This window comes from Pseudomonas sp. 25 R 14 (genome assembly GCF_900004755.1).
GTDB lineage: Bacteria > Pseudomonadota > Gammaproteobacteria > Pseudomonadales > Pseudomonadaceae > Aquipseudomonas > Aquipseudomonas brenneri.
In genome coordinates this window covers 190174-203812 of sequence record NZ_CVTS01000051.1, presented here as the reverse complement: position 1 = coordinate 203812, position 13639 = coordinate 190174, and the positions used below count along the sequence as shown (strand labels likewise).

Annotated in this window: 13 protein-coding genes; 1 reads left to right on the top strand and 12 read right to left on the bottom strand. The window is 60.2% G+C overall.

The features are described from left to right. Positions 1-109: 109 nt before the first annotated feature. The 3 genes from BFQ03_RS18325 to BFQ03_RS18315 form a co-directional block, all read right to left on the bottom strand. Positions 110-1126 carry an ABC transporter substrate-binding protein gene (locus tag BFQ03_RS18325; RefSeq protein WP_065943704.1) on the bottom strand — a complete coding sequence of 339 codons (1017 nt, stop codon included), beginning with the start codon at positions 1124-1126 and terminating at the stop codon, positions 110-112. A 116-nt stretch (positions 1127-1242) separates the two neighbouring features. Beyond that, complete coding sequence (locus tag BFQ03_RS18320; protein WP_032861072.1) at positions 1243-1440, bottom strand: hypothetical protein; 198 nt, start codon at positions 1438-1440, stop codon at positions 1243-1245. After that, positions 1440-1889, bottom strand: a complete 450-nt coding sequence (locus BFQ03_RS18315; RefSeq protein ID WP_032861073.1) for a hypothetical protein — start codon at positions 1887-1889, stop codon at positions 1440-1442. The genes BFQ03_RS18320 and BFQ03_RS18315 overlap by 1 nt, the downstream gene beginning before the upstream one ends. A gap of 385 nt (positions 1890-2274) precedes the next feature. Between BFQ03_RS18315 and BFQ03_RS18310 the strand changes: the two genes are divergently transcribed. Continuing rightward, complete coding sequence (locus BFQ03_RS18310; protein ID WP_065943703.1) at positions 2275-2529, top strand: hypothetical protein; 255 nt, start codon at positions 2275-2277, stop codon at positions 2527-2529. Positions 2530-2561: 32 nt separating this feature from the next. Here BFQ03_RS18310 and BFQ03_RS18305 read toward each other — a convergent pair whose 3' ends face one another. From BFQ03_RS18305 to iolD, 9 genes are all read right to left on the bottom strand, one after another. Beyond that, positions 2562-2765 carry a hypothetical protein gene (locus tag BFQ03_RS18305; protein ID WP_032861075.1) on the bottom strand — a complete coding sequence of 68 codons (204 nt, stop codon included), beginning with the start codon at positions 2763-2765 and terminating at the stop codon, positions 2562-2564. 125 nt (positions 2766-2890) lie between these two features. Continuing rightward, complete coding sequence (locus tag BFQ03_RS18300) at positions 2891-4486, bottom strand: methyl-accepting chemotaxis protein (RefSeq protein ID WP_065943702.1); 1596 nt, start codon at positions 4484-4486, stop codon at positions 2891-2893. Positions 4487-4754: 268 nt separating this feature from the next. Further along, positions 4755-5159, bottom strand: a complete 405-nt coding sequence (locus BFQ03_RS18295; protein ID WP_010564800.1) for a TraR/DksA family transcriptional regulator — start codon at positions 5157-5159, stop codon at positions 4755-4757. A 318-nt stretch (positions 5160-5477) separates the two neighbouring features. After that, positions 5478-6515: an ABC transporter permease gene (locus tag BFQ03_RS18290; RefSeq protein WP_032861077.1), complete on the bottom strand. Its 1038-nt coding sequence runs from the start codon at positions 6513-6515 to the stop codon at positions 5478-5480. A 21-nt stretch (positions 6516-6536) separates the two neighbouring features. Further along, on the bottom strand, positions 6537-8075 hold the full coding sequence (locus tag BFQ03_RS18285; protein ID WP_032861078.1) for a sugar ABC transporter ATP-binding protein: 1539 nt from the start codon (positions 8073-8075) through the stop codon (positions 6537-6539). 62 nt (positions 8076-8137) lie between these two features. Beyond that, positions 8138-9073: a sugar ABC transporter substrate-binding protein gene (locus BFQ03_RS18280; protein ID WP_032861079.1), complete on the bottom strand. Its 936-nt coding sequence runs from the start codon at positions 9071-9073 to the stop codon at positions 8138-8140. Positions 9074-9439: 366 nt separating this feature from the next. Then, complete coding sequence (locus BFQ03_RS18275; protein WP_065943701.1) at positions 9440-10486, bottom strand: Gfo/Idh/MocA family protein; 1047 nt, start codon at positions 10484-10486, stop codon at positions 9440-9442. A gap of 159 nt (positions 10487-10645) precedes the next feature. After that, on the bottom strand, positions 10646-11656 hold the full coding sequence (locus BFQ03_RS18270) for a bifunctional inositol 2-dehydrogenase/D-chiro-inositol 1-dehydrogenase (RefSeq protein ID WP_065943700.1): 1011 nt from the start codon (positions 11654-11656) through the stop codon (positions 10646-10648). 19 nt (positions 11657-11675) lie between these two features. Further along, complete coding sequence (iolD, locus tag BFQ03_RS18265; protein WP_065943699.1) at positions 11676-13607, bottom strand: 3D-(3,5/4)-trihydroxycyclohexane-1,2-dione acylhydrolase (decyclizing); 1932 nt, start codon at positions 13605-13607, stop codon at positions 11676-11678. Positions 13608-13639 lie beyond the last annotated feature (32 nt).

The following is a 13639-nucleotide window of genomic DNA, read 5'->3' as shown; positions in this document are numbered from 1 at the left end:
TGGGAGCGGGCTTGCTCGCGAATGCGGTGGGTCAGTCTATACATCTGGTGACTGACACTGCGCATTCGCGAGCAAGCCCGCTCCCACAGTTTGGTCTTCATATGAGAGGTTATTTGAGGCTGGCTTCGACCTTTGCGGCCACATCCTCCGTCAGCCATGCCTTCCACACCTGCGGATGCTCCTTGAGAAACGCCTGCGCCACTTCACGGGGCGGGGTGTGTTTTTCGCTCATTGTCGCCAGGGCCTGGTTGAGCGGTTCAATCGGGAAGTCGACCTTCTCAAAGAATTGCGCGATCTGCGGGTACTGCTGCTGGAACGGCGTGGACACGCCAATACTCAGCTTGGACGCCAACGACCGTGTCGGCTTGGGGTCGGGGTTGTCGGCATCGGTCAGGGTCTTCCAGGCCTCGGCATCGAACGGCGGCTCTTGCAGCTGGATCAACTTGTAGCGCCCCATCAGCGGTGTCGGCGACCAGTAGTAGAACAGGATCGGTTTGCCACGGCGGATCGACGAGGCAATTTCGGCATCCAGGGCCGCGCCTGAACCGCTGCGAAAGTTCACGTAGCTCGCGTCCAGCCCATACGCCTTGAGCTTCTGCTTGTTGACCACTTCCGACGTCCAGCCAATAGGGCTGTTGAGGAACCGCCCCTTGCCAGGTGCCTCCGGGTCCTTGAACACGTCCTTGTAGCGCGCCAGGTCCTGTACGCTGCGCAGCTCAGGAGCCAGCGGCTTGATGCCCCTGGCCGGGTCGCCCTTGACCACATATTCCGGCACCCACCAGCCTTCGGTTGCACCCTTGACGGTATCGCCCAGGCCGACCACCTTGCCCTCAGTTTCAGCCTTGACCCACACCGGGCTGCGTCCCGCCCATTCCTCGCCGATCACCTGGATATCATTTTTGGCCAGGGCGGTTTCCAGGGTGATGGTGGTACCGGGCAAGGTGTCGGTGGGCAAGTCGTAGCCCTTCTCGACGATAAACCGCAGGACTTCGGTGATCAGGCTGCCACTTTCCCAATTCAGGTCGGCAAAGTGGATAGGCGCCTGGGCAGCCGCTACCGGTACGGCCGCCATCGACAGGCCCAGAGTGGTAAGGGACGCTGCCAACAGCGCTCGAATTGCTTTCATGCCTTTGAACCTCGCGCTTACACAGCCATGACGGATGGCTTTGCTGTCACGCCGCGAAAGCCCCTGAATAATTAAGTCCACGCAACTGTAGTAGAGGTTCAAACGGTTGCCGGTATTCAGGGCTGCTGATGCAAACGCTGCAGCTCCCGGCGCACCATGCTGGCGTACTCGGCGGGCCGCAGGGCATAGAGTTGACTGGCCACCCAGTTCAGCCAGGCGCCTTGCAAGTCATCTTTGCGAGCCAGCAGTTCGGCAGCCTTGGCCTGGGCATCTGCCAGGTGCTGCTGGTGAAAACGGGCCCGGCCTTCGCTCATTATTCGCTGGCCTTGAAGGTCACCAGCTCACCCTTGCGCCACTTGGCGGCCTTGCCGGTCACGGCCTTGAGGGTTTTGCTCAGGCCTTCCTGCAACTGTTCGTGGGTGGCGAACACCAGCATCACGCTGTGGCCTTCCTTGAACACAATGCCCTCGCCCTGCGCCGTGGAAACAAACGCGTAGTCGCCCAGGCCATAGACCGTCAACTTGATATCGCGAAACTTCAGTTCGAACTTGCCACCCTCACGACTGGGCAGTACTGCCGCGCGAAAATGATCACCGACCTTGAGTTCCAACCGCGGCTTGTCATCGACCACCAGCGCTGTTTCAGTATCGATTTCAGCAATATAAATGCCTTCCGGGGTTTGTTCCGTGATGTAAACAAACCGCGATTGAAACTGTTTAACCAACTTTGCGCGCAAATCACCCAGCACGAACAATGCGTGCATATCCAGATTACTGACTGCCAAGGAAACGCCCCCACATCTAAAAAAGCGCTACCCGCCCAGGCAGGCAGCACAAAAAAGGCCGATACGGCACGACACACTGAAAAACTGAAGTTGATCCCCGCCAGACTCGTACAGCCGGGCCGGACAGGCCTTATACAAGGTCGTCAGGCATTGCAGGAAATCACAGGTTTATCGGCCAGAGAATACTGGACGCCCCACTTCAGAGAATACCCCATTTGAAAGGGTGGTTTCCGACAGCCATAAACAACGGAAAAACGTTGGATGGAACCGAACGTGGGCTGCCGACAACAATATTAGAACAGCAACACGGCTTAAAACCACCCGAAAAGCTGCACGTAGGTCAACAGATCGACAGGAGCTGGCCATGCAACGAGTTCAACGTCAACCGACACAGGCTTGCGGCACCTTGTCCCGCAAGGGTAGCGCGCTATTCTACAGTGTACATGCCAACAACGTGTGCCCGGATTTCGCGCTGTATCGGGTCGTCCCGGCTGGCAGGAATTTTTTCCATATTCTTGAAGTGCCCAGCGGTCGGGTCAAAGGCTTTCGCAGCGATCACAACAAGGCTTGCGCCTTGGCCAAAGAGTTGGAAGCCCTGCTCTGCACCACAACACCTTAAGCGTCGACTGCAACAAAGCGTGTAACCAGCACTCAATGCAAGCGATCTGATCGCTCCAGGTCCAGTAATGCCTGCCAGGCGGCGCGGCACTCCTGGGCCTCGTCACGGCTGGCAAAGGCGGTGCCGCGCTGTTCGCCATTGAGCAACACCACCCAGCAGGCCCTCAGGCCCAGCGCACGCAGGGTCTGTGGCACACCACTGCCAATCATCACCGCCACATCGACTTTGCTTTGCATGGAAGTTCTCCGCAGGATTAGTTAGCAAGCTAACAATGTGCGATATCTTAAGCTGTTCCCTACGCTGGAAAAAGCTATCGGCGTAGAAGCTTCCTTGCAGAACACGCAACAATCCGGGCCCGGACCTACTGCGCGCCAGCCTGCCCTTCAGGCTTGTAGCCCAGGCGCAAACCGCCCCAATGCCGGCCACTGACCATGATCGGCACGGACAGGTCGTGCATCAACTCCCCGGTGTCACGGGTATAGGTTTGCAACAACACGGCCTGCTGGTGACTGCCACAACGAATCCCGGTGCGGTCTTCAAACTTGCGCTTGGTCCGATTGTTCACGGCGTCCACCTGGGTATCGCCGGTCAGCGCCTGGGAAAACGCCTTGTTGTGCGTCGGCACATAACCCTGTGGCGTGCAGGCAATCGCGAACACCAAGCCTTCGTGACGGGGCAGCAAGGCTTCCTGGATAGTGGGCAATACTTGATCGGTGTAGCCGTCGAAACGGCTGTGATATTTGGTCGGGTGACTGTTGGCAATCGGTGTGTAGCTGCGATTGAACAGGTCGTCGAGGCTGATGCGGTTCTGCTGGACATCCGCTTCGAACTGCGCGGCGATCCGGCTCGCACCTTCGCGGGCCAGGTCGTAGATGCGCTGGTGATAGTCGTCCAGGCCAACTTCAGCCAGGCGCTCGCTGATCGTTTCGGCCTGCCCTTCCATTTGCACGGCGGCCTGGGCCAACTGCTGGGTCTGCTGGTCGCTGACGGTCAAGTCGCTACGCATCTGCTCCACCGCATGGAACAGGCTGTCGAGCTGCACCCGATTGGTCTCGGTACCCTGGGCAATCGCGCTGACCTGGCCCTCCACTCCCGCCGCCAACGTGGCAATGCTTTCCAGTTGCTCGCCGGCGTGCTCCACCTGCTCGACGCCAGCCTGCAAATCCACGGACAGTTGGCGAATTTGCTCCACCACCTGGGCGGTACGCTGCTGGATGTCCGCGACCATCACCCCCACTTCATCGGTGGCGGTCGCCGTACGGCCCGCCAGGCCACGCACTTCATCGGCCACCACGGCGAACCCGCGCCCATGCTCACCGGCACGGGCGGCTTCAATCGCGGCATTCAGGGCCAACAGGTTGGTCTGGCTGGCGATGGACTGAATCACCAGGGTCACGCGCTGGATTTCTTCGCTGCGCTGGCTCAGGGCCTCGATCAATTGGCGACTGTCGCTGGCGCGCTGGCTGAGTTGGTGCATGCGGCTGATGGATTCCCCCAGCACCGCCCGCCCCTCGGTACTGCGCTGATGGGCCTGGCCCGCAGCACTGAGGGCCTCACGGCTGAGCTGGGAAGTCTGTTGCTCGGTGCCAATCATCACTTCGGCACTGTTGACGATTTGCTGGGCAGCGCCCAATTGCGATTGCAGCCTGGCCGCCAGTTGCTTGACCGAATAGGCCACGCCAGCTGCTGACAACGCATTATGGCTGGTGGTGTAGGACAGATCGCGAGTCAACGCGCCCATGGCATCCTCGGCCACATCAGGCGCAAGGCTGCGGGCCGGTTTTTTCAGGCGTGGCAGCCAGACCAGCAACAGGGCGACGGGTACGCAGAGGTAGATCGACAGCTCGGCAAACGCCAGGCCCAACAGTATCAGCACCAGGGCGATGCTTTGCAGGAACGGCGTCACCCAACCAGGCAGTTGGCGGCTCACCGCATGCGGCACCACGGCGGCGCCCATCAGAGATCCATCCCCAGCCATGCTTGTCACCCCACTGTCTGTCATTATTGTGCCTGCATTAAACGCCACTAATTGGCCATTATCCATGGGCCTTTGGTGTTAGGGCTTGCAGCAGATCAATAGACTGGGGGGATGAGGTTGCTGACGCTCACCTGATGTAGGAGCGAGCTTGCTCGCGAAGAACTCAGGGACAACACGTTTATCCAGAATACACGTGTAATCGTTGACGACTTTCGCGAGCAAGCTCGCTCCTACAGGGGCGGACAGATCAGGCTTGGCGCTGATGCTTGTCGATTTGCTCGTGGCGCTCTTGCGCTTCGATGCAGTACTTGGTGGTCGGGCTGATCAGCAGGCGCTTGAGGCCGATAGGCTCGCCGCTGTCATCACACCAGCCAAAGGAATCTTCCTTGATGCGCTCCAGGGCACGCTCAAGTTGCGGCAGCATGCGCTGGTCGCGGTCGATCGCGTTTACCAGCCAGGTGCGCTCTTCTTCTACCGAAGCGGCGTCAGCCGGGTCAGCCGGGGTGTCCAGGCTTTCAATGGCGATGCGGTTCTGCTCAATGCGCTCGTGGTGTTCGACTTTCATGTCTTGCAACAACTGCTCGAAAAAAGCGTGCTGCTCGGCATTCATGTAGTCATCCGCCGGCATGGCCAGCAACTTTTCCTTTGTCATTGATTTCTCTATAAAAAATACGTGCATTAAGGCGAATAAGGGAGCGTTCCGGCCAACCTCTGCAGATCGGGGAAAGACGCCGTCCATTCCAAGCGCCACCCGGCACTCAATTTACGAGGGGCGGCAGTCTACGGCTGACTTGAGGGCGCAGCAACTGAAATGACAGGCAATTTGTCCGACATTCTCCCAAAAGGCACCAGGACGGGCTTGGCAGGCGGTTATCGGAGTGCGTTTATAGCAGGAATTTTCATAAAGCAGCTATAAGTTGCAAGCTGCAAGCGACAAGCTGTCAAGCCCGCCGCACTTGCAGCTTGAAGCTTAACGCTTGCGCTGCTTCTTATTGCGATACTGGTCGATCACCACCGCCACCACAATGATCAGGCCCTTGATGATGTCCTGGATGTAGGCATCCACCCCCACGAAGGTAAACCCGCTGGCCATCACCCCGAGAATCAGCGCGCCAATCACCGTGCCGGTGATACGCCCTACCCCGCCCGCCAGGCTGGTGCCGCCGATGACCGCCGCGGCAATCGCGTCCAGCTCGTAGGACATACCCATCCCGGCCTGCCCGGTAGCGGCCCGCGCCGATGCGACCACACCCGCAAGCCCGGCCAGCAGCCCGGCGATGCTGTAGACAATGATCAGGTGGCGCTTGACGTTGATCCCCGAAGTCCGCGCCGCCTGCATATTGCCGCCGATGGCATAGGTGTACTTGCCGTACTTGGTGTAGCGCAGGGCAATGTGAAAGATCACCGCCACCACCAGGAAGATAATGACCGGCATCGCGCCATGGCCGATGGCCGTGTAGGAATCCGACAGCATGCTCACCGGCTGGCCTTCGGTGTAATAACGCGCCAGGCCACGGGCCGAAACCATCATGCCCAGGGTGGCGATAAACGGCGGGATCCCGGTAATGGCAATGATGCTGCCGTTGATCGCCCCCGCCAACAACCCCACGCCCAGGCCGGCCACCACCGGGATCCACACTGGCAAGTCAGTCAGTGATGGAAACACCGCACGGGAAAAATCCGAGGTTTGCGCCAGACTCGCAGCAATCATCGCCGACAGCGCCAGCACCGAGCCCGAGGACAGGTCGATCCCCGTGGTGATGATCACCTGGGTCACACCAATCGCCAGCAAACCGATGATCGACACTTGCAGGATCATCAGCACCAGGCGCTGGGAGTTCATCAGGAAGCTCTGGTCACGTACGATCCAGCCAAACAATTCGAACACCAGGCCGATGCCGATCAGCACCAGGAAAATGCTCAGTTCGGTAGGAAACCGCCGCCGACTCTTGACCGGTGCCGTGGCGGGCTTCTTTTCCTCGGGTTTGCTTTCCAGTATCGCGTTCATTACCCGTCACCTTTTTATTCGTTAGTGGACTGCCGTCATACCGGAAGCCAGTTGCATGACTTTTTCCTGGGTGGCCTCGGCCCGGTCCAGGGTGCCCATCAGCTCGCCTTCGTGCATCACCATGACGCGGTCGCTCATACCCAGCACTTCCGGCAGTTCCGAAGAAATCATGATCACCGCCATGCCCTCGCTGGCCAGCAAGGCAATCAAGCGATAGATCTCGGCCTTGGCGCCGACGTCGATGCCACGGGTCGGTTCATCGAGGATCAGCAGCCGGGGATTGGTCATCAGCCAACGGGCCAGCAAGGCCTTTTGCTGATTGCCGCCGGACAGGGTGTCGATGCACTGCTCAAGGGAAGGGGTTTTCACCCGCAGTTTCTGGCACATGTCTTCGCACAAGGCCCGCAGGGCTTTTTGCTGGATGAAGCCATTGCCCGAATAGTGCGGCAGCACTGCCATTTCCATGTTTTCCAGGACCGACAGGCAGGGGAACAGGCCACTGAGCTTGCGGTCCTCGGTCAACAGTGCAAAACCCTGCTTGATGGCCAGATGCGGGTCGCTGATGCGCAGCACCTGGCCGTCGAGGCGGATTTCGCCACCGTCGCTTGGGGTAATGCCGAACAGGGTTTCGGCGACGTTGGTGCGGCCCGAGCCCATCAGCCCGGCAATACCGAGGATCTCGCCGGCATGCAGATCAAACGATACGCCCTCAAACACACCCTCCAGGCGCAGGTCGCGCACCGACAGCAGCAGCTCGCCGACGGGCTTGTCACGCACGGGAAACAGTTGGCTCAATTCACGCCCGACCATCATCGAGATCAGGCTGTCGCTGTCCATGCTGTCGGCCCGTTGCAGGCCGATATAGGCGCCGTCGCGAAACACCGCCACTTCATCGGCGATGGCAAACACTTCATTCATTTTATGGGTGATATAGATGATGCCTTTACCCTGGGCCTTGAGGTCGGCAATGATCGAAAACAGATGGGCCACTTCCTTGTCGGTAATTGCCGACGTCGGTTCGTCCATGATCAGCACGTCAGAGTCATAGGACACCGCCTTGGCAATCTCCACCATCTGCCGCTCGGCAATGCTCAGGCTGCCAACCAGTTCCTCAGGATCGAGGTTGATCCGCAACCGTGCCAGCAACTCGGCCGTGCAGCGGTGCATGGCCCGGTGATTGACCAGCCGCAGGCCATTGAGCTGCTCGCGACCGATCCAGATGTTCTCGGCGATGCTCATATGGGGCATCAGGTTGAGCTCCTGGTGAATCATCGCAATGCCCGACTGCAACGCGGCCAATGGCGTATCGAATACCACCGGCTTGCCCCGCAGGCGGATTTCTCCGGCATCGGGCTGGTAGATACCGGCGATGATTTTCATCAGCGTCGACTTGCCGGCACCGTTCTCTCCCATCAGCGCCAGGACCGAGCCGGGGCGCACCCGCAATTGCACATCGTCCAGGGCCACGACGCCGGGAAAGCCTTTGCTGATATGGGCGATTTCCAGCAGGTAGGGTTGTTCCAGGCCGGCGGGCTGCGCAGCCGTCGCTTGAGCGAGCATATCGGGGCTCCATCAGCAGGGCGACGGTGATCACCCTGCAGGCTTATTGTTGTTATTGAACGCTACTTAAATGACGCAACATTGTCCGGGGTGATCAGTTGGAAAGGCACCACGACGTTTTGCTCGACCGCCTCGCCCCTGGCCATTTTCACCGCGGCCTCCACTGAACCGACCGCCTGCCCCTTGGCATCCTGGAACACCGAGAGCGCCATCTCCCCCTTGGAAATCGCATTCAACCCGTCGGGCGTGCCATCGACACCGCCAATCAACACGCTGCCCGGTTTGACGCCGGCGGTTTTCAACGCCATGGCCGCACCAATCGCCATTTCGTCGTTGTTGGCGACCACCGCATTGAACTCGCGGCCCTGGGTCAACCAATCGTTCACCAGCGTCATGCCCTTGTCCCGCAGCCAGATCCCGGTCTGCTCCTGTTCAACCTTGATGTCCGGATATTGACCGAGGATCTCCTTGACGCCCTTGGTGCGATTGGTCGTCGAGTTGTTGGCCAGGTCACCCAGCAGAATCACGATCTTGCCTTTGCCGCCCATCTTCTCGGCCAGGTACTGCATTTGCAGTTTGCCGGCCTCGACATCATTGGACGTCACCGTCACCACCCCTTTGGGCAAGTCGGTCTGATCCGGGCGGCGGTTGACGTAGACCAGCGGGATGCCGGCCGCCACCGCAGCCTTGGTGATACGGGCGGTGGAGGCCGTATCCACCGGGTTGACCACCATGGCATCGACTTTCTGGCTGATAAAGTTCTCGACCTGGCTCAGTTGCTTGACCACGTCGGCGCGGGCATCTTCGAATTGCAGTTGCACGCCGTCGCCCTTGGGGTAGGACTTGGCTTGCTTGTCCATGTCTTCACGCAGGTAGGTCAGGAAAGTGTCGTCGAACTGCGACATGCTGACGCCAATCTTGAGATCGGCGGCGGCGGCCACACCACTGGCAAGCAGCATCGCCAAGGCCAGCGGGGCGAAACGGATCTGAGTCTTCATGAACGGTCTGTCTCCACTTTCTTGTTGGTTTTCTGGACGTAGCGTTTATCAGAGCGATGGTGTTGAAGCAGGCAGTCGCACCACTGGCGCCCCTGGGATGCAGCACACCAGGGCGCCCTTGCTTTCGACGCAAAGGACATTGAGAAAAGAGAAATAGAAGGGCCGTGCGCGGGGCAGGAAGGCAGAACGTAACACTTGCAGTACAGCGTTGGAGATTTTCATCTGACGGTACCTGGTTGTTTTTTTATCTTGTTTTTGTTGAGTCCCGCGGCTCCTTTAGAAAGGAAGGCCGAGACGGACTTTCAGCAACCTGGAATGACTTTATTGGAAAATAATTTCCATATCAACTCATTTTAGAATTTTATTCTATTTTCGTCCCCCCCCTTTCACCGCGGCCATCTCTACCACTTGCCGGTGCTCGGCGCTGAGCCTGGCGGCATCCAGCACCCGTGTGGTTTCCCAGGCATCCCGGGCCTCCACCGGCAGTGCGCCGAGGCCTTGCACAGCACGTTGCAACTGCCGGTAGAACTCGTTCCAGGCGCCCTTTTGCGAGGGGATTCGCTCGCGTTCCGCCCCTTGCTCAAACCAGCCCCAGCGCCGATGTTCTTCGGCGCCCCAGTGCTCGCCTTCAGTCTTCGGGTTCTTGCCAGCCATCAGCGCTTCTTCCTGGCCGTCCAGGCCCTCGACGGTGTAGCAGCCCGCCGTGCCATTGACCCGAAAACGCGGGGCCGGGCTGTTTTGCAGGGCGCTGCCCCACAAGTGGGAAATCACCCCATTGGCATGGGTCAGGCAGACAAAAAAGCCATGATCGACCGTGGGATGCTCGGCGCTGTACTGCAATTGCGCAAACACCCGCTCCACCGGGCCGAACAACTGCAAAGCCTGGTCCACCAAGTGGCTGCCCAGATCCCGCAGGAACCCGCCGCCGCTGGCATTGCCCACCGCTTGCGGGTTGTAGCGCTCCACTCGGGATTCAAAGCGGGTGATGGTGCCCAGGGCGCCAGCGTCGATCAGCTTGCGCAAGGTGAGGTAATCCGAGTCCCAGCGCCGGTTCTGGTAAACGCTGAGTTTCACCCCTTCACGTTCGGCTGCGGTGATCAGCGCCTGGGCCTGCTCGGCATTGCTGGCAAACGGTTTGTCGCTGACCACCGCCACACCATATTCAATGGCCTCCAGCACCAGGGCCGGGCGGCCCTTGAGTGTGGTGGAAATCACCAGCACATCCACCCCGGCCTCAACGATCTGCGCGATGCTGTCGAATGCCGGCAATCCGGGATGCTCCGTCGCCAGTTGCTGGCGCCGCTCGGGCGAGCGAGTCACCACACCGACAAACGTCGCCCCGGGCAATGTGGCGATCAGCGGGGCATGAAAAAAACGGCCACCGTGGCCGTATCCAACCAGTCCGATGCGCATGAACCAACTCCTTGCTTGAAGTGCAAACCCCATCAAAATGTAGGAGCTGGCTTGCCTGCGATGGCGGTAGATCAGTCAAGTATTTCTAACCTGATCCACCGCCATCGCAGGCAAGCCAGCTCCTACAACGACCGCGTTTCACCTGTGGAATGGGAGGCGCTAGCCGTAGAACGCAGGGCGATCCGGCAGGCTGACCTTGACGACCTGCCCACTGCCCTGGGCCTCGATACACGCATCCGCCGCCACCGCTGCGGCAAAGCCATCCCACGCCGATGGCCCACCCACCTGGCCGGCACGCACACCATCGATAAAGGCCTGCAACTCGACGTCATAGGCAGCGATAAAGCGATCTTTCCAATCCATCAGAATCGCATTCGACAGCTTGGCGCCGCTGCGCAATTGCACCTGGGACGGTTCCGGCAATTTGGCAATACCGGTCTCCCCCACCACTTCGCACTGGATGTCGTAGCCGTACTGGCAGTTCACAAACACTTCCACATCAATCCGCGTGCCCCTGGCGGTTTCCAGCAGCACGATCTGCGGGTCGCGCAAATGGCTCAGGGCCTTGCTGGTTTTACGCGGGAACACCACCTGCACCGACACATAGTCATCGGCCAACAGCCAGCGCAACACATCCAGTTCATGGATCAAGGTGTCGGTAATGGCCATGCTGGTGTTGTAGTTCTCACCCACACTCGGGTTGCGATGGGCGCAGTGCAGCATCAGCGGCTCGCCGATCTGGCCACTGTCGATCACCGCCTTGAGCGCCTGATAGCCCTGGTCGTAGGGGCGCATGAAACCGACCTGGACCAGGCGCTTGCCATGGGCCACTTCGGCCTCGACGATGTGGCGACAGCCCTGGGCTGTGACCGCCAGGGGCTTTTCACAGAACACCGGCTTGCCCGCAGCAATCGCCGCCAGCACGAACTCCTCGTGGCTCGGCCCCCAGGAGGTGACCAGCACCGCCTCGACCTGCGCCGAGTTGATCAGTGCATGACCGTCGGCGTACACCTCGGCATTGAGTTGCAGGTCCGCCACCACCTGGGCCGCCTGTTCAAGGTTGATATCGGTGACCGCCACCACCTGGCTGTTGAGCAAGGTCTGGCTGCAACGGCGAATATGGTCGCGGCCGATGGCGCCCGTACCGATCACACCCAACTTCAAAGACATGGCAACACTCCTCTTATTGTCAGTACTGCCGGGCCTTGGCCAGGCGTTCATTGAGTTGTTTGGCGCAGGCGTTGGTGCGCGCGCTGGTGGACACCTGCGCCACGCCGACCCGCCACCACGACAGGTAGCCGTGGATCATGGTCTTGGGCAAAACCTTGATGTCGATCAGGGTCGACACGCTCTGCTCGCGTGCATCGGCCAACGCGGCGTGCAGTTGCGCAACCGTCGTGACCTTATAAGTCTTGCAACCATAGGCCGCCGCACTCATGGCGAAATCCACCGGCACCAGGCCACCATCGAGCTTGCCGCTGGCAGGGTTGCGGAAACGGAATTCGGTGCCAAAGCTGTCCATGCCGTTGCCCATCTGCAGGTTGTTGATGCAACCGAAGGCCATGTTGTCCAGCAGCACCACGTTGATCTTGCGCCGCTCCTGGATCGAGGTCGCCAGCTCCGAATGCAGCATCATGTAGGAGCCATCGCCGACCAGGGCGTAGACCTCACGCGCCGGCTCGGCCAGTTTCACGCCCAGGGCCGCGTTGATCTCATAGCCCATGCACGAATAACCGTACTCGACGTGGTAGGTGTTGACCCCCTTGCTGCGCCAACTGCGCTGCAAATCCCCCGGCAGGCTGCCGGCAGCGGCGACAATCACCGCATCGTCGGCCAGGGTCTCGTTGAGCACGCCCAGTACCTGGCTTTGGGTCAGGCAGGAGCCGGTCAGTTCGATAAACTCGCGCAGTACCGCCGGGTCCATGTGGTCATTGATCTCGGGGGTGAAGTCGGCGTCGGTGTAGCGCGCCTGATAGACCCGGTCCACTTCGGCATCCAGTTGCGCACGGGCCTGGCGTGGCTGCTCGCCCCATTGCGCGCAGTAATCGCCCAGGACGCCGGTCAACTCCTGCAGCCCCAGCCTGGCATCTGCCAGCACCTGCACGCCGTCGAGCTTCAGGACATCGCCGGGGCTGATATTGAGGTTCAGAAACTGCACCTCGGGGTGTTGGAACAGCGATTTTGATGAGGTGGTGAAGTCGGTATAGCGCGTGCCAATGCCGATGATCAGGTCGGCGTCGCGGGCCAGCAGGTTGGCGGCCAGGCAACCGGTTTCACCGATACCGCCGACATTCAAGGGGTGGCTGGAGACGATTGCGCTCTTGCCGGCCTGGGTCTCGGCAAAGGGGATCTGAAAACGCTCGGCAAACGCTTGCAGCGCCGCATTCGCCCCGGCGTACTTGACCCCGCCACCGCAGATAATCAGTGGCTTGCGCTTGGACTTGAGCAGCGCGGCAGCCTCGCGCAGCATCGCTTCGGTGGCCGGGCGACGGTCCAGGCGGTGTACGCGCTTTTGCAGGAAATAATCCGGGTAGTCCCAGGCCTCTGCCTGCACGTCCTGGGGCAAGGCCAGGGTCACGGCGCCGGTTTCGGCAGGGTCAGTCAACACGCGCATGGCGTGGATTGCCGCACTCATCAACTGCTCGGGGCGGTTGATACGGTCCCAGTATTTGCTCACGGCGCGAAACGCGTCGTTGGTGCTGATGCTCAGGTCATGGAATTGCTCGATCTGCTGCAACACCGGGTCCGGCTGGCGGCAGGCATACACATCACCCGGCAGCAGCAACAGCGGGATGCGGTTGGCGGTGGCGGTCGCGGCGGCGGTGAGCATATTTGCCGCGCCGGGGCCGACCGACGCCGTACAAGCGTAGACCTTGCGCCGCAGATGCTGCTTGGCAAAGCCAATCGCGGCATGGGCCATGCCCTGTTCGTTGCGGCCCTGATGCACCACCAGGTCGCCACTGTCCTGTTCCAGGGCCTGGCCCAGGCCCAGCACATTGCCGTGGCCGAAGATGGTGAACACCCCAGCGACGAACTTGCTCTGCACGCCATCGACTTCGATGTACTGGTTATCGAGGAACTTCACCAGGGCCTGGGCCATGGTCAATCGGGTTGTGGTCATGTTTCGCACCCGTGTCTTTTGGATTTGGCGTT